A 17464-nucleotide genomic window follows, 5' to 3' on the forward strand; every position below is an offset into this window, starting at 1 on the left:
GACCGCGTGAATGGACAGAGCGTGTAGAGCAAAAGGGGTGCCGTGGGCCATCCAGACCAATCAGCGGACCCGGACGCACATGGACAGGCGGATACCCGGCACGCACCGGAACTGATCCGCCTGCAGGCGGTGCTGCGCGCGGCCCGTTTCCACGGCATTGACCTTGACGTGCGTGATTTTGCCGGCGAGGCCGGTCAGTCCGTGCCCACCATTCCCGCCCTTGCGCGCTGGGTGGAGGAAAATGGCGGCAGCGCACGGGGCATGCGCCTGCAATGGCGCGAGGTCGTGCGCCTGCGTGACGTGCCGCCGGTTGTCCTGATGTTCACGGACGGGTCGGCGGGACTGATGGTGGGGGCGGACGCGGCCCGTGGCGTGGTCTGGCTGGCTGATCCCTTCGCCAGTCCTGACACATCCCCCGTGGCGGTGGACGAACTACGGCTGGAGAGCGTGTGGAGTGGCGACGTGCTGCTGGTGCGCGGCGGGCAGGACGGCGCACGCAGGGAAGACGCCATCAACTTCGCATGGCTGCGGCGCATGGTGCTGGGGGAACGCCAGCTGCTGCGCGACGTGATTATCGCCTCCATGGTCATAAGCGTGCTGGCGATCTTCCCGCCGCTGATTGTCATGCAGGTCATTGACCGGGTGGTGAACTTCCATTCCATGTCCACGCTGGTTTCCCTGACCGGGCTGGTGGGGGTGATGTCGTTTTATGAAATCCTGCTGACCTATGCCCGGCGCGAGATCACGCTGGTACTGACCACGCGGCTGGATACGCGCATATCGCTGGCGGTGTTCGACCGCCTGCTGGCCCTGCCGCTGGAATTCTTCGAACGCGAACAGGCGGGCAACGTGATCGGCCGCGTCAGCGCGATCTACAAGGTCCGGCAGTTCATGACCGGGCGGCTGCTGGGTACGTTCCTTGACATGTTCACCCTGCTGGTCGTCATGCCCTTCCTGTTCTGGCTCAGCGCCACGCTGGCCTGCCTGACGGTGGTTGCGGCCGGACTGATCGGGGTGGTCATCCTGCTGGCCATGCCTGCCGTGGCGCGGCTTATGGGCCGGCAGGTCCGCGCCGAGATGGAGCGCAGCGGCGCGCTGTATGAAACGGTGGCCGGTATCCGCACCATCAAGACGCTGGCATTGGAACCCGTGCGGCGCGAAGTCTGGGACGAAAAGACCGCTGATGTGGTGGCCGCGTCCCTTGATGCGGGGCGCATGGGCAACTGTGTCGCGACGGCGGTCATGCCGCTGGACCTGTTCATCAATCGCGGCATCATCCTGATCGGGGCGTATCTGGCCATTACCTCGACCACTTCAGGGATGGAGGCCGGGGCGCTGATGGCATTCACCATGCTGGGTGGCCGGGTTGCGGCCCCGCTGGTGGGCATGGCGCGGCTGATTGACGACCTGAATGAAGTGCGCAGCGCGCTGGCGGAAGCGGGGTCCGTCCTCAACCGTCCGACCGAAACCCGGGCGCTGACCACCGGCCTGCGTCCGCCCATCCATGGCGCGCTGGCGTTTTCGGATGTGTGCTTCACCTATCCCGGTGCGCCCGCGCCCGCGCTGTCGGGTGTCACGTTCAGCGTGCCCGCGGGCACCATGCTGGGGCTGGTCGGGCGCAGCGGGTCGGGCAAGTCCACCATCACGCGCCTGCTGCAGGGTGTCAGCCGCAGCTATACCGGTCACCTGCGGCTGGATGGCATCGACCTGCGTGAAATCAACCTGACCTACCTGCGCCGGTCCTGCGGGGTGGTGCTGCAGGACAATTTCCTGTTTCGCGGCACCATCCGCGACAACATCATCGCAGGCCGCCCCGGCCTGACGCTGGAAGACGTGGTGCGGGCCGCGCGCCTTGCGGGGGCGGAAGAATTCATCGAACGCATGCCCGCGGGCTTCGATACATGGATCGAGGAAGGGTCCACCAACATATCGGGCGGCCAGCGCCAGCGCCTTGCCATTGCGCGCGCCGTGATCTCCGACCCCAGGCTCATGATCCTTGATGAAGCAACCTCCGCCCTTGACCCGGAAAGCGAGGCGGTGGTCAACGCCAACCTGCGTCACCTTGCGCGGGGACGCACGATGGTGATCGTCTCGCACCGTCTTGCCTCGCTGGTGGCGTGCCATCAGATCTGTGTCATGGACCATGGGCAGGTGGTCGATATCGGCACGCATGACGAACTGCTGGCACGCTGTACCATCTACCGCACGCTGTGGATGCAGCAGAACCATCCCGATGGCATGAATGATGGCGATGGGCCGCCTGCCGTCCCCCATATGCATGGGGACGCGGCATGAGTGGTCATGACCTTGTGCCTCCCACGTCCGAGGCGGCGGAAGAATCCGGCATGCTGTCGGTCCTGCCGCCACCCACGGCGGATATTCCCACTGACCTGCCCCCTGCGCTGCTGGCGTTCTATTCCCCATCCGCTGCACTGATCGAGATGCCGCCGTCCGATGCGGCACGCTATGTCATCTGGCTGGTTGCGGCATTGGCCGGGGCGGGGCTGCTGGTCATGACGTTTTTCCCGCTGGACCGGGTGGTCAGCGTGAATGGCCGCCTGACGCCGTTTGACGACACGATGGTGCTGCAGCCGCTGGAAACCTCCATCATCCGCATGGTGGAGGTGCATGAGGGTGATACCGTACACAAGGGGCAGGTGCTGGCCCGGCTGGACCCCACGGTAACAGATGCGGATGTCACCAACATGCGCCGCCAGGTCGCGGCCTACCGGGCGGAGGTCGCCCGCCGCACGGCCGAAGCCGAAGGGCGTCCCTACACGGCGGACATGAACGATCCCGCATCCGTGCAGGAAGCCGCCGCCTACCTGCGCCGTCAGGCGGAATATACCGCCCAGATGTCCAATTACGACCGGCAGGTTGCCGGACTGGAAAGTGAACTGCAGGGGTATGAGGCCAGTGCGGCAATGTATGCCGCCCGCGCCCGTGTCGCACGTGATGTACAGGACATGCGCGTGCGCCTGCAGCATGAACAGGTGGGCAGTCGGCTGTCCACACTGGCGGCGCAGGATACGCTTATGGAGGTGACACGCTCACAGGTGTCCGCCCGCCATTCCGCCGACAGCACCCGCGCCCGGCTGGAGGCCATGAAGGCCCAGCGCGACGGATATGCCAGCAACTGGCACGCCACGGTATATCAGGACCTTGCCCTGGCCCAGCATCGTCTGGCGGATGCCGATGACAGTTACAGCAAGGCGGTGCTGCATCATGACCTGATCGTCATGCGTGCCGACCGGGACGCGGTGGTACTGAGCATCGCGCACCTGTCCGCCGGTTCGGTCATTCAGGCGGCGACCCCGCTGCTGACGCTGGTGCCAGCAGGCAGCCATCTGGACATGGTGGCCACGTTGCGCGGGGTGGATGCGGGTTACGTGCGGGCGGGGGACCCGGCACTGCTGAAATTCGCAGCCTTCCCCTACACCCAGTATGGCGGGGGGGATGCGACAGTACGTGTCATAAGTCCGGATTCCTTTACCACATCTGGTGCAAAGCCCGGCGCCAGCGCCGAACAGGGTGGTGATACGGGCGACACGATGAATGCCTATTACCGTGTGCGCCTGTCCATCGACCGGTACACCCTGCATGGGGTGCCGCCCTTCTTCCGGCCCCAGCCGGGTATGCCGGTCGAGGCGGATATCCATGTCGGGCGTCGCACCATCATGCAGTACCTGCTCAACCGCCTCCTGCCTGCCGTGACCGACGGCATGCGCGAACCCTGATCGGGGGACAGCGTTGGTGCGCAAATTTCTGTCTGGCCTGCTGGGGGGGATCACGCCCGCGGCCCGTTTCCGCCATGCGTGCCGCCTGCTGGAACACGAAGGGCGTTCGGCGCAGGGGTTCGCCCTTCTGGGGCGTCTTGCGCGTGGGGGCATGGTAGTCGCGCAATATCAGGTGGCGCGTGCCTACCTTGATGGCAGCGGCGTTCCGCGCAGCCCGCTCGAGGGCGTGCGCTGGATGCATAGGGCCGCGTGCGCGGGGCATGTGGAGGCCTGCTTTTCCCTTGCCCTGATGCTGCTGGTTGATCCACCGGGCCACGGGGGAGATCACAGGGGGGCTGATGGTCTGCTGCCCATGGCGTTGCCCGAAGGCATCGACCGCTGGCCTGACCCTGAAGCCGCAACCGGCTGGGCGCGGCAGGCGGCGCAGGCAGGGCTGGCGGACGCGCAGGCCCTGTATGGTTACCTGCTGGCGACCGGCCCGGAATCCGTGCGCGACCCGCAGGCCGCGCGGATGTGGTGTGAACGCGCGGCACGGGCCGGTTGCCCACAGGGGGACCTTGGGCTGGCGGTGACCCATTTTTCGGCATCGGACCAGTTGCCGGGAACCGATCCTGACGCGGTGGCGGCCCTGATCCGTGCAGCGGATAGCGGATTGCCAACCGCGCAGTACATGCTGGGTCTGCTGCATGAACGGGGCTGGGGCCTGTCGCTGGACCGGACGCAGGCTGAACAGTGGTATGCCCGTGCCGCGGTACAGGGCGTGCGCCCCGCACAGGCGCGTTATGGCGCGTTGCTGCTGGAGGATATAGGCAGCAGGCCGCGCAACGCCATGACAGCCGAGACATGGCTGCGCCGTGCCGCCCTTGCAGGTGATCGGGAGGCGGCGGCCCTGCTGGGGGACCTGCATGCGCGTGGGGAAGCAGCCCTGCCCGGCGATCATGAAGCCATGATCTGGTACCGCCGGGCGGCGGAACAGGATCATGCAGTGGCCTGTCGCATGCTGGCGCTGCTTTACATGCACGGTCGCGGCGCGGCGGCCGATCCTGATCAGGCCCGTCACTGGCTGGCGCGGGCGGCCGAACTGGGTGATGTCGCGGCCATGACCGACCTGGCTGCATCACTGGTGGCGCAGGGACAGGAAATGCATTCCGTCACCGGTCTGCCACTGCCCGATTTCATGTCCGCGGCACAGGCGGGGGACCCGGTTGCGGCTTTCAACCTTGCGGTCTGCCTGCATGACGGGGTGGGGGGCGTGACGGATCCGGTACAGGCCGCGTCGTGGATGGAACGGGCCGCCCATGCGGGCGTGGTCAATGCCGAATACTGGTATGGACGCATGCTGCTGGATGGGGACGGGGTGGCGGCGGACGCGGTCCACGCCCGTCTCTGGCTGGAACGTGCCGCCGAACATGGACTGGCCGAGGCCTGCGTGGCGGCCGCGCAGTTGCGGCTGGAAGGGCGGGGTGGTCCGCGTGACCATGCGGGCGCGCTGGCGCTGTACCATCGTGCGGCACGATCGGGTCGGGCCGATGCCATGTTTTCCCTTGGCGCCATGTATGGCGGCGGCCATGACCTGCCGCCGGACCGGGCACAGGCGCTGCACTGGTTCACGCAGGGTGCCGAAGGGGGCAATGCCCTGTCGCAGCTCATGCTGGGTCGGTATCTGGCAAGGGGGCTGGCTGGCTCCGTGGACCGTGTGCGTGCCCGGTACTGGCTGGAACAGGCGGCGGCAGGAGGCGTGCGTGCCGCACGTGATGAACTGGACCATATGACCCGTACGGATGAACATGCCCCAACGTGAAGCGGGCGTGGCGGCCGGACCGGGTGCGGATGTCGTGGATGCCATGCGGCATGCGCGTCATCTGGCTGAACAGGGGCAGCATGGGCTGGCGCTGGCGTGGATGGAACGTGCGGCCCGTCTGGCTCCGGCGGACAGGGGCGTGCTGTACGCGTTGGCCGCAGCCCGTCTGGGTGCCGGTGACGGGACTGGCGCGGCCGACGCGGTTGAAACGGTCATGGCGACGGGGGAATTCCGCGCGGGCCTGCGCCTGCAGGTGCTGGCCCATTGCGTGGCGCGCGCCTGGACACAGGCGGCCCGTCTCCTGGGGCGTTTTTTTACCTGTTACGGCTTTGACCCGGCCCTGCGCATTCCGGCGGGACTGGTATGCCAGCGTATGACGTTGCGTGGCTGGTGTGCGCTGGAGCCTGATGGCGTTCTGCACTGGGGCGGGCTGCCCGATGGCTGTGCGCCGGATGTGATACTGGATGGGCAGGTATGGACGCCCCGACAGCATGACGGGCTGTGCGTGACACTGCCTCGGTACTGGCGGCAGGCCCATGATATCGTGGTGCAGTATGACGGCATACCCCTGCTGGGCGCACGGCCGGACCGGGCGGAACTGTTGCATGTAACAGGGGCTGTCATGCCCGATGCTCAGGGCATGACAGGCTGGGCCTTCATGCCCGCGCAGCCTGATCACCCCCCCGTGCTGTCCGTATCCGATGATGCCTATGGCAGGCGTTCCCCTGTCCTGTCGCGGCAGTGGGGGGCAGGGGGGGACGATATTGCTGGTCCAGGCGCGCCGGTATGGGGCTTTGGCATGGCGTGGGCCGATCTTGCGCCACAGGGTATGGTGCATGTCGCCTTGCCTGATGGGCGGCAACTGACTGGTGCCCCGCTGCCGGTGTGCCTGCCACGGGCGCGGCAGGTGTTTCCCACCATGCGGCGACGGGTGCGCATCCCCGCCCATATGCCCCCGCGTGCGGCGCGCTGCCGGGTGGTGATCCCGGTCTATGCCAATCGGGTGCGTACGCTGGCCTGCCTGAACAGCGTGTTTGACACGCTGGCCCGGCGGTCTGATGGCACAGTCACGGAAATCATGGTGGTGGACGATGCGACGCCGGAGCCGGCGCTGGCATTGGCGCTGGATGATCTGGCGGAGGCGGGACGGATCAGCCTGCGTCGGCATGATGCCAATCTGGGGTATCCGGCAGCGGTCAATACCGCCCTGTCCGACGCGGATGGCATGGATGTCGTGCTGCTGAACAGCGACACGCTGCTGGCTCCTGGCTGGCTGGATGAAATGCTGCGCGTGGCTTACATGCGGATTGATACGGGCACGGTCTCTCCCCTGTCCAATGATGCCTCCATCCTGACATGGCCCGAGCCGGAGGCGCCCTGGCCCTGTGACATGGAGACGGTCCACCGGATTATGGCGGCCAGCCTGCACGCCAATGGGGGGCAGGATGTGGAAATCCCCACCGCGCATGGTTTCTGCATGCTGGTCCGTCATGACTGCCTGCGCCAGACCGGCCTGTTCCGCCCCGAATTCTATGGCCGGGGATATGGGGAGGAAAATGATTTTTCCATGCGCGCCCGGCTGGCGGGCTGGCGGCACCGGGTGGCGGCGGGCGTATTCGTGGGGCATGTGGGCGGTGTGTCGTTCGGGGCGCAGCGCAGGGCGCTGCAGCAGCGTAACCTGTGGATACTGAACCGGCTGTTTCCCGGTTATGACGCACTGGTGCAGGCGCATATCGCGGCGGACCCGCTGGCGGCGGCACGCCAGCGCCTGTCGCTTCTGGTGTGGCATCGTGCCGCGCGCCAGATGGGGGGGGATGGTGCGGTCCTGCTGGTAACCCATGCCGGGACGGGGGGCGTAGCCCGCGTGGTCGCCCATCGCGTGCGGGAATGGGGGAAGGCGGGTTGCAGCCCGCTTGTGCTGGAACCGGCGGCGGATGGGTTCTTGCTGCGTGACGGCAGGCAGGCCAGCCCGTGTCCCGCGCTGCATTTTGCATGGCCGGCACAGGGGGACGCGCTGGTGGCGCTGTTGCGGGCAGTTGGTCTGCGTCTGGTCGAGGTACACCACCATCTGGGCCATGGTGCGCGGGTGCGTGACCTGTGTGCGCGACTGGACGTGCCATATGACCGGCATGTGCATGATTATGCCGGGATCTGCCCGCGTATTACGCTGGTGGGGCCTGCGGGGCGTTATTGCGGGGAGCCGGATGTGGCGGGGTGCCGGGCCTGTGTCGATGCGCTGGGTTCACTGGTGGATGAGACGGATGTGGACCGCCTGCGCAGCATTACGGCGTGTGAACTTGCCGGGGCGCGGCGCGTGATCGTGCCGTCGGCGGATGTGGCCAGCAGGCTGGCGCGTTACGTCCCGGATGTTCCGTATGAAATATCCGCGCTGGAACATGACAGTCCCGGCCTGTCCCTGCGCCAGTTCGCTGCAGCCTGCGCGGACCGGCCCGCAATCGGCCTGCCGCCGCGTAATGATCGGTGCCGTGTCGTGGTGGCAGGCGGCATCGGACCGGACAAGGGGCATGGGATCATGCTTGCGGCTGCACGGGACGCGCAGGCGCGGGACCTGCCGCTGGAATTCATCGTGGTGGGCCATACGTCCGATGACGCGGCCCTGCTGGAAACCGGGCGCGTGTTCATTACCGGACGGTATGAGGGGGAGGAAGCGGTGTCCCTGCTGCGTGGGGCGGCGGGGGATGTGGGGTTCGTGCCCTCCATCTGTCCCGAGACATGGTGCTTCACCCTGACCCAGCTCTGGCGTGCAGGACTGCGCTGCGTGGCATTTGACCTTGGTGCCGTCGCGACCCGCATCCGCGCAACGGGGCGGGGGACATGTCTGCCGCTGGGGCTGCCCGTTCACCAATTGAATACGTTTTTGCTGTCTTATGCCCGGGCCGGGCATCCCGCCATGGCCAGCGTCCATCCATTGATTTAAGCGAAAGAGGCCCGTCTTGATCGTTATTGTCCCAGCCCATGTGCGTGCGGTGTTGTGCCTTTTCGTGGCGGGATGCCGGTAATGGGGACCGCAGGAACTGCCCCGCGGGCAGGTGACATACAGGCCAGCGCGCAGCTTATGCGGCTGGAAGGTGGCACGTATTGCATTTTCCATGCCTCAGCCCCCGCAGGTGCCGGGTTCAGCCCTCTGTCGGGCATGCGCGTGACCGCGCCACCCGGCATGGCCGGGGTCAAGGTCAGTGCATTCGATGCGGATGGCTGGATGGGGGCGCAGGGTGGGGCGGCCCTGGTCCGCATGCCTGATGGCGGCGGCGGGGTGCTGGTCACCACCTATCGTGATCCGGCGCATGATGGGGCTGCCCTGCCGGGATTGCAGGTGGTCAGGCTGTCCGGCCCACAGGCAGTGGACGCGGCAGTCGCCGCCCCGCCACCAGCGGCGGTGGACGCCGGGGGAATCGATGCAGGCAGCATGATCGCCCATATTCAGGGCCGGGGTGATATCAGCGCCCCGCTCGGGACGTGGTTGGGCAAGGGTGGCAGCGGGCAGTGGCTGGAAGGGTTTGCCATCCAGCCCGCTTCCGGCCTTGCCGCAGGTGACATGGAGTATCAGGCCATTCTGGGCGAAGACTGGTTTTCGCCATGGGTGGACGGTGGAGCCTATTGCGGCAGCCGGGGCATGGCGCTGCCCCTGCTGGGCCTGCGGGCCCGGCTGAAGGGGGACGCCGCGCGGCGGTTTACATGCCATATCGAAGCCTGCTTTACCGATGGTACCCGTCTTGGCCCGCAGGAGGACGCGCCGGTCATGGCGCCTTCGCATGCGCCACTGGAAGCCTTCCGGATTGAAATCCTGCCCCGGCAGGCTGTTCCGCCGCCATCCTCATGTCCCGATGGCGGGGCGGAAGACGCATTGCAGGCGACCGTTCCACATGACGAACCGGCGCCATCGCCCGTCCCCCGCGTGCGGCGGGGCAGGCGCACCCCGCCCGCGCGTGTGCCGGCGCATCAGTCCGAAACACCCGAAAACAAGTCTGGCCAGTCCGTGCCATGGTGGCACCGCAGGCCCGAAAAGCATGCCGCAGCACCCGCATCCGCATCCGCCGCCCCGCCGCGCGACCGGCGCCGCAAGGTGGGGCGACAGTCACGCACAATGGTGGGGTCGTGAACATTTGTGACCTGCCAGCACGTAGTGCCCTTCCACCATGCCCGGCCCGAACGGTCTGGTTCTGGAAACAGCCGGCGTGCCGGAGGAACAATCGGGGCGACAGGGGATGAAATACCTGTTCGTGCACCAGAATTTTCCCGCCCAGTTCGTGCATCTGCTGCGTGACCTGCGGACGCGGGGCGGGAATGAAATCGTTTTCATAAGTGAAACGGGACAGGGGCACATGCCCGGCGTGCGGCGGGTATCCTATCGCCTGCCGCCACCCGTGCGGATGGCGGCCCCGGCCCCGGTGGCCGAACTGGCCCGCGCCATGCAGCGCGCGGCCGAGGTGGCGCGGGCGGCCCGAACGTTGCGGGGGCTGGGTTACGTGCCCGACATCATCATCGGCCACCATGGCTGGGGCGAGATGCTGGAACTGGCCGATGTCTATCCCGATGTGCCGATGCTGGGATATTACGAATTCTTCTACCACCCTACCGGCCTGGATGTGGGCTTTGACCCGGAATTCGCCCCCGCCGCTGGCGTTGCCCCCCTGGTCCGGGCACGCAATACGCTGAACCTGCTGGCCCTTGCCGGTTCAGGCTGGGGGCATTCCCCCACCCGCTTCCAGCGCGACACCTATCCCGACTGGGCGCGCGCGCGCATAACGCTCCTGCCTGAAGGAGTGGATCTGGATCGATGCGCCCCCGACCCGCAGGCAGCCACGCAGCCATTCGCACTGGGGGACATCCATGTGGGCACGGATGAAAAGCTGGTCACCTATATTGCCCGTGATCTGGAGCCATATCGCGGGTTTCACGTATTCATGCGCGCCCTGCCACATATCCTGCGCCAACGCGGCGACGTACGGGTGATCATGGTCGGCGGCGATGGCGTAAGCTACGGCGGTCGCGCGCCGGATGGCCGGACCTGGCGGCAGCATATGCTGGCGGAACTGGGCTCCACGCTGGATGCGGGGCGCGTCCATTTTGCGGGAAAGGTCGGTTACGGTGATTTCTGCCGCCTGCTGCAGCGATCGGATGCGCATGTCTACCTGACATATCCGTTCGTGGCGTCATGGTCGCTGCGTGAAGCAATGGCGTGTGGCTGCGCCATCGTGGGAAGCCGGACGCCGCCAGTCGAGGAATTCCTGCGTGATGGCAGGACGGCGCGGCTGGTGCCGTTCCTTGAACCCCGGCGGATTGCCGAAGGCGTGCTGGAACTGCTGGAAGACAGGCGTCTGGCGCACAGGCTGCGGGCCAATGTCCGCACACAGGCGGAACGCATGCTGGACATGCACGCCTACATGGCGCGCTATCACCGGCTGATCGGTCAGCTTGCGGGAGGCATGGCCCACGCCGCGCTGACCGATGCCGTTGCGTGACCTCCGGGCCGCATGGCCCGGCGGACAGCAGGGCGTGGCTTACTTGCCAGCTACGGCTTTGACGGATTCAAGGATCACTTCGCCGGCGACCTTCTTGTCGGCCCAGCCTGCGACCTTGACCCACTTGCCCTTTTCCAGATCCTTGTAGCGGGTGAAGAAATGCTCGATTTCCTTCAGCACGATCTCGGGCAGGTCTTCCAGCTTCTCCACCCTGGAGTAGTAGGGATGCACCTTGTCATGCGGCACGCAGATGATCTTTTCATCCTGCCCGCTTTCGTCTTCCATGCGTAGCACGCCAATGGGGCGCGCACGCACCACGACACCCGGCACGACGGCTGCGGGCATCAGCACCAGCGCATCGGTCGGGTCGCCATCGGCGGCCAGCGTGTTGGGAATGAAGCCATAGGCTGCGGGATAGACCATGGGCGTGAACAGGATGCGGTCCACGACCAGCGCGCCGCTGTCCTTGTCGATCTCGTACTTGACGCCTGAACCCTGCGGGATCTCGATCACGACGTTGATGTCGTTGGGTACGTCCTTGCCGGGGGAAATCTTCGATACGTCCATTGCTGTTCAGGCCTCCTGCTGCCTGTATGTGCGTTAAGGGCCGCCCCGGGGTGTTGCGGCATGAATTAACGGGGGATGACGGTATATCTCCCACCGTTTCCTGTGCAAGTCATGTTCCGTGGCAGGATGTCCAACCATGAGCCAGATCATGAAGTTGTTTTTTTTATGGCGATATCGCCATCGGAATGGAAAAAATTACGCGGAAAAAGGCACGTGGATCTTGCCAAATCCTTCTACATGCGCGAGATCAGGGGCTGCCTGCGCGCCCGTAGCTCAATTGGTTAGAGCGGGCCGCTCATAACGGCTTGGTTGCGGGTTCAAGTCCTGCCGGGCGCAGGCTTTTTAGCATGCAGCACAGCGGTAATGGCCCCGTGCCAGTCCACGCCGTGCGGGTGACTTGCCAGTTTTTCTTTCAGTTTATCAGGAGCCGACCGTCATGGCCGCCACGCAATATGTCTATGTGATGAAGGACCTGACCAAGGCGTATCCGGGTGGGCGTGAAGTCTTCAAGGGTATTACCCTGTCCTTCCTGCCCGGCGTCAAGATTGGCGTGCTGGGTGTCAACGGTGCCGGTAAATCCACGCTGCTCAAGATCATGGCGGGCGTGGAAAAGGAATTCGGCGGCGAGGCATGGGCGGCCGAAGGCGCGCGCGTGGGCTATCTGGAGCAGGAACCCAAGCTGGATGAAAGCCTGACGGTTGGCGAAAACGTGGCCCTGGGTTTTGGTGAACTGAAAAAGGCCGTGGACCGCTTCAACGAGATTTCGATGAAGTTCGCCGAACCCATGTCCGATGACGAAATGAACACCCTGCTGGCCGAACAGGCCGAACTGCAGGAAGTGATCGACGCGGGCGATGGCTGGGAACTGGACCGCAAGCTGGAAATCGCGCTGGAAGCCCTGCGCTGCCCGCCCGCCGACAGCCCCGTTGACAAGCTGTCCGGTGGTGAACGCCGTCGCGTGGCCCTGTGCCGCCTGCTGCTGGAAAAGCCCGACCTGCTGCTGCTGGATGAGCCGACCAACCATCTTGATGCGGAAAGCGTATCGTGGCTGGAAAAGACGCTGCGTGATTACGAAGGCACCGTGATGGTCATTACCCATGACCGTTACTTCCTCGACAACGTCACCAACTGGATTCTCGAACTCGAGCGCGGCCGCGGCTATCCGTTCGAGGGCAACTACTCCTCCTGGCTGGAACAGAAGCGCAAGCGTCTGGCGCAGGAAGAGAAGGAAGAAAGCGCCCGCCAGCGCGCCCTTGCCGCCGAGCAGGAATGGATCGGCTCCTCGCCCAAGGCCCGTCAGGCCAAGAGCAAGTCGCGTATCGCGCGCTATGAGGAAATGCTGGCCCAGAATAACGAGAAGGGCGGTGGTGTGGCCGACATCATCATTCCGCCCGGGCCCCGTCTGGGCGGCACGGTGATCGAGGCCGAGGACCTGCGCAAGGGCTTCGGCAACCGCCTGCTGATCGATGACCTGAACTTCAAGCTGCCACCGGGCGGCATCGTGGGCGTGATCGGCCCGAATGGCGCGGGCAAGTCCACCCTGTTCAAGATGATCATGGGGCAGGAAACGCCCGATAGCGGCACGCTGACCATCGGTGAGACCGTGAAGCTGGGTTATGTGGACCAGTCGCGCTTCAGCCTTGATGACGACAAGACCGTGTGGGAGGAAATCTCCGGCGGGACGGATGTCATCTATCTGGGCAAGCGGGCCGTGCCGTCACGCGCCTATGTCGGGGCTTTCAACTTCAAGGGGCCGGACCAGCAGAAGAAGGTGGGCGTCCTGTCGGGGGGTGAGCGTAACCGCGTCCATCTGGCCAAGATGCTGCGGCAGGAAAGCAATGTCATCCTGCTCGATGAGCCGACCAACGACCTTGACGTTGATACCCTGCGCGCGCTGGAGGAGGCTCTGGCCGAATTCGCGGGCTGTGCGGTCATCATCAGCCATGACCGCTGGTTCCTTGACCGTCTGGCGACCCATATCCTCGCCTTTGAAGGGGACAGCCACGTCGAGTGGTTCGAGGGCAACTTCCAGGCGTATGAAGAAGACAAGCGCCGCCGTCTTGGTCCAGATGCAACCGAGCCGAGCCGCATCAAGTACCGTCCCATCGAACGCTGATTCCATTTGCCATCGGCAACATTATCTGCCTTCAATACTGGTCAGGTTCACGCACCTGCCACGATGGAGGCAGTCATGGGATGTCGATACAGCATACAGACCGGGCACCTGCGACTTGACCCGGTTTCCTGGACCGATCTGGAAGATGTGGTCCGGCTCAAGGCCAGTGCCGGTGTCACCGGTCGACTGGCCAGCGGCGTGTGCAGCCGTGTCCTGAGTGAACAGGATATGATGACCGACCTCATGACATGGGGACGGGAAGGCGTGGGGATGTTTGCCGTGCGCCAGCAGGACAGCTTTATCGGCCTTGCGGGGGTCCAGCCCTCCAGCACTACGGCGGATTGTCATGAACTGCAGTTCGCCATCCTGCCCCATGCGCGTGATACGGCCCTGTCACGGCAGGCGACCAGTATGGCACTTGCCTTTGCGCACGCGGCCGGGGTCGGGCGCATCATTTCCTATGTACGTGACAACGATATTATCGCCCGGCAGGTTTTTGGCGGGGCAGGCATGAGCCTGTGCACAGAACAGCCGGAATGCTGTGGGCCGGATATCCTGCTGTATCACAGCCTGCGTGGGGCGCCGGCAGGCAACAGCATGCATTGACGGACAGTTTCCACCACAGCAGGTTAATGCGACATTGTGATTCCATTGGAATTGATTTTATACATCACATAAAATAATAATTATTTATGTTTTGGTGTTTGGTTAATTTTTCTATCTTTTTTGTAGAATGCATATTTATTAATATTATAATACTAAGCATAGTTCTCCCGTTCATGCACGATACGTGAATCCTGCAACAACAGGTTCAGTCCATTAAAATTGCGTGAAACAGAGGTATGACTACGCCAGTCCGTATTCGCAATGGCGACATCAGGCTTATGACCCAGATCAGTAAGTAACTGCTGCTGACTCAGGGCTGTTTCATCTGTATTGCCCTGTGCTGCGGCTGGTAGATACCCGTATCTGCTTGCTGATCCGATAAAATTGATACCATGTATCCCTGATGATACTCATTGATGGATAGACTGGGTAAGGATGCACACCAATAGCAGTGAAGCTGTGCGCGCCTTTTCCCTGAAGCTTTTTAAGGAGACGCGGCTTCTGGGAAGATTTTGCTTCATGGTCCTTAAATTACGATCGATCAGATTTCGTCTGTGTGTGAATGTAAATATATAAGTAAATATACCACAATATATTTTTCAAATAATAATAAAATTATATTGAATATTTATATAACAATATGTTTTAAAAATTATTAGGGCCTGTTGGGAATTATCTTGAATTAATGATTGCGCCAACGAGATAGATCATGGCTGCGAATGATCTGTCTGTTTTTTCGCTGCGCATGGCGATGCGCTTGAACTCCTTGAGCTTGCAGAAGAAGTTCTCAATGAGATGGCGTGCTTTGAACAGGCCCCCATCGAACGGGCGTCTGTCGAGGCGGTTTTTGCGCTGAGGAATGACCACACAGGCCCCTTGCGCGTGTAGGGCGTCCACGATCCAGTGGACGTCAAACGCTTTGTCAGCGAGAATCCCCTTGAAATCCGCCGGTTCGAGAAGGGGGGCAACCCCGACCGTGTCGTAATGCTGGCCGGGGATAAGCGTGAAGCGGACCAGATTGCCCAGGGCGTCGGTCATGGCGATGATCTTGGTCGACCACCCCGTCACACTGCGTCCTATCGCCTGATTCCGGGTCCCCCTTTTGCGCCCTGGCCGTGGCGATGAACCCGAATTACCGTACCGTCAATCATCGCGTATTCCATATCGGCATCGTCAGAGACAGCGTCAAAAAGCCGTTTGAAAACACCGGCTTTCATCCAGTCACTGTAGCGCGAGTAAACCGAGTTCCAATGTCCGAAATACGTCGGCAGATCCCGCCACGGACTGCCGGTCCGCGCTATCTATAAAACCGCTTCGATAAAGAGGCGGTTATCCTTCCCGCTGCGACCTCGATCCGTCTTCCTGCCAAGGCACAGCGGTTCCATTTTCGCCCATTGGGCATCCGTCAGTATGAAGCGATCCATATGGTCTTTGAAACACATCATGGCCCTTTAGAAAACTCAATCCCCAACAGCCCCTATTATATAATTTTATTCACATAAAAATACGAAATATTATGGAAAACATGCGGGGCATGAACGTATAGCCCATAAAAACTGATGGCCTATTGAATCCACTGTATACTTCGACCGTAGCGGGGTCTGGTGAAATACAAAAGTAGGGGAGAATACGAGCAGGGAAATGGCATACAGGATCTCCATTGCCACGAGGGTCAACTGCCCGGTACGAAAGGGTTTGCCGCCCAATTTCAATCAACAGCCACGGGAGAAGGAAGAACGGTTTAACTGTAAATCCAATTACGACCAGTATGCCCGTTATTATGGCACGCCAACCCTGCCGCCCAACTGGTAAGGCATAGGGAAAACAAGCAGTATCACCAGTTCTTCTCTTTGCGCGAATTCCTGTGGCCAGTTCAAGCGCATGCATCGCAAGAAAGGTCTGCTCTCAAAAACCTATTCAAATAATAGGGAAATATTTCATATACCGTCTGGATAATACACGATAGCCGGACAGCAGAATCGGAAATATGATTATCAGATACTGTGGTGACGCATCGGATCAGCATACGGTTGCGCCTGCCTGACATATTAATGAAACAGTATCATCTGTTGATTTGTTATCGAATACATAAATGATGCATGATCTGAATTAATTGAAATATCAATTATTGTTGTGTATTAATTCAGAATAGTATTAAAAGATCAGCAGAATATATAATAATTATAAATAATTTTTCTTGTTAATATTTCTTTATGCAGCACATTCATAATTAGAGCAGATCCAGTTTGAATGGACACATTCGAATTGATGAAGATGCACGATAAACAACGAGTTAGAGCAATTCTACTGAGCCAGAGTTCAGTGAAATTGCTCTAGATTACAAATCATTTCGGTTCAAAGGGTATGCCTGATCAGTGCATAAATTTCTCTTTTTTTTGTGTGTATCAGTCAGGTATTTGGTGAAAAATAGATATTCAGCACGGATGTTCGTCATAAAAAAACCAGCACAAGTGCTGGTTTTTTTAACGCTGCCTGACCCCGCGTGGCGGGGACGAAAGATTTAATGGTGGTTGGCGATCTGCTTGTCCAGCGCATGCAGCAGGGCATCTACATTGCCGCCATTGCGTGCGATGAAGGAACCGTAATCCTGTCGCTGGGTCAGGCGCAGGCTGGCCCCTTCGCCCACCACGTCCACGACCTTCGGGCTGCCGCTGGTGGTGTTGATGATCCACTGGGTGTCCGCACCTGGCTGGCCGGGGCGGTTGATGACGGTGGAAACCGCCGTGTCCTCACCCGCGGGCGCGCTGGAACCGACCACGAAGGTCACGCCGCGATAATCGCCGATCTTGTCGGTAATGGCGTTGACCAGTACCTGATGGAACAGCTTGATGTAGCGCGTCTGCTGCTCCGGTGTTGCAGTCCGCCAGTAGCGGCCAAGGCAATAGCGGCCGATGGCGTCCACATCCACATACTGTTCCAGAAGGGGCAGGATATTCTGCTTCTTCTTTTCCAGCGGGATATCGCTGTTGACCACGCCAACCAGCTTGTTACCGAACATGGTGACGAAGGAACGGGCCTGCGCGCCGGCATCAACCGCCCATGCTGAAGCAACAGGCATGGCGGCGGCGGTCGCTGCCAGCAGAGCCAGTGCATGGCGACGGGGGATGGATGTCTGCATCGCTGTGTCCCTTTT

10 protein-coding genes, 1 tRNA gene and 1 pseudogene are annotated in these 17464 nt (G+C 62.1%); 9 read left to right on the forward strand and 3 right to left on the reverse strand.

The window, feature by feature from the left end; translation table 11 throughout:
* Positions 1-42: 42 nt before the first annotated feature.
* The 6 genes from ACE2AA_RS12715 (at position 43) to ACE2AA_RS12740 (ending at position 11021) form a co-directional block, all read left to right on the forward strand.
* Positions 43-2295 (forward strand): peptidase domain-containing ABC transporter, encoded by a 2253-nt coding sequence (locus ACE2AA_RS12715; RefSeq protein ID WP_395370017.1) that lies wholly within the window; start codon positions 43-45, stop codon positions 2293-2295.
* Positions 2292-3737, forward strand: coding sequence for an HlyD family type I secretion periplasmic adaptor subunit (locus tag ACE2AA_RS12720; protein WP_395370019.1), 1446 nt, complete (start codon positions 2292-2294; stop codon positions 3735-3737). Before ACE2AA_RS12715 ends, ACE2AA_RS12720 begins: the two co-directional genes overlap by 4 nt.
* Before the next feature lie 13 nt (positions 3738-3750).
* A complete protein-coding gene (locus ACE2AA_RS12725; RefSeq protein WP_395370021.1) occupies positions 3751-5538 on the forward strand; it encodes a tetratricopeptide repeat protein in 1788 nt (595 codons plus the stop codon).
* Positions 5525-8476 carry a glycosyltransferase gene (locus ACE2AA_RS12730; protein ID WP_395370023.1) on the forward strand — a complete coding sequence of 984 codons (2952 nt, stop codon included), beginning with the start codon at positions 5525-5527 and terminating at the stop codon, positions 8474-8476. Before ACE2AA_RS12725 ends, ACE2AA_RS12730 begins: the two co-directional genes overlap by 14 nt.
* 81 nt (positions 8477-8557) lie before the next feature.
* Complete coding sequence (locus ACE2AA_RS12735) at positions 8558-9658, forward strand: hypothetical protein (protein ID WP_395370024.1); 1101 nt, start codon at positions 8558-8560, stop codon at positions 9656-9658.
* Positions 9659-9764: 106 nt separating this feature from the next.
* A complete protein-coding gene (locus tag ACE2AA_RS12740) occupies positions 9765-11021 on the forward strand; it encodes a glycosyltransferase (protein ID WP_141261813.1) in 1257 nt (418 codons plus the stop codon).
* 39 nt (positions 11022-11060) lie between these two features.
* Here ACE2AA_RS12740 and ppa read toward each other — a convergent pair whose 3' ends face one another.
* Positions 11061-11588 (reverse strand): inorganic diphosphatase, encoded by a 528-nt coding sequence (gene ppa / locus ACE2AA_RS12745; protein WP_395370026.1) that lies wholly within the window; start codon positions 11586-11588, stop codon positions 11061-11063.
* Between the two features lie 262 nt (positions 11589-11850).
* Between ppa and ACE2AA_RS12750 the strand changes: the two genes are divergently transcribed.
* From ACE2AA_RS12750 to ACE2AA_RS12760, 3 genes are all read left to right on the forward strand, one after another.
* Positions 11851-11924 (forward strand) — tRNA-Ile (locus tag ACE2AA_RS12750).
* Between the two features lie 100 nt (positions 11925-12024).
* Positions 12025-13704: an energy-dependent translational throttle protein EttA gene (gene ettA, locus ACE2AA_RS12755; RefSeq protein ID WP_141261773.1), complete on the forward strand. Its 1680-nt coding sequence runs from the start codon at positions 12025-12027 to the stop codon at positions 13702-13704.
* Positions 13705-13767: 63 nt separating this feature from the next.
* Positions 13768-14310: a GNAT family N-acetyltransferase gene (locus tag ACE2AA_RS12760; protein WP_395370028.1), complete on the forward strand. Its 543-nt coding sequence runs from the start codon at positions 13768-13770 to the stop codon at positions 14308-14310.
* A 672-nt stretch (positions 14311-14982) separates the two neighbouring features.
* On the opposite strand, the pseudogene ACE2AA_RS12765 reads toward ACE2AA_RS12760, so the two are convergent.
* Positions 14983-15734, reverse strand: a pseudogene (locus ACE2AA_RS12765) (IS5 family transposase).
* 1097 nt (positions 15735-16831) lie between these two features.
* Positions 16832-17449 (reverse strand): phospholipid-binding protein MlaC, encoded by a 618-nt coding sequence (locus tag ACE2AA_RS12770; RefSeq protein WP_395370030.1) that lies wholly within the window; start codon positions 17447-17449, stop codon positions 16832-16834.
* Positions 17450-17464: the final 15 nt, after the last annotated feature.

Origin of the sequence: Komagataeibacter diospyri (assembly GCF_043995075.1) — a bacterium.
GTDB lineage: Bacteria > Pseudomonadota > Alphaproteobacteria > Acetobacterales > Acetobacteraceae > Komagataeibacter > Komagataeibacter diospyri.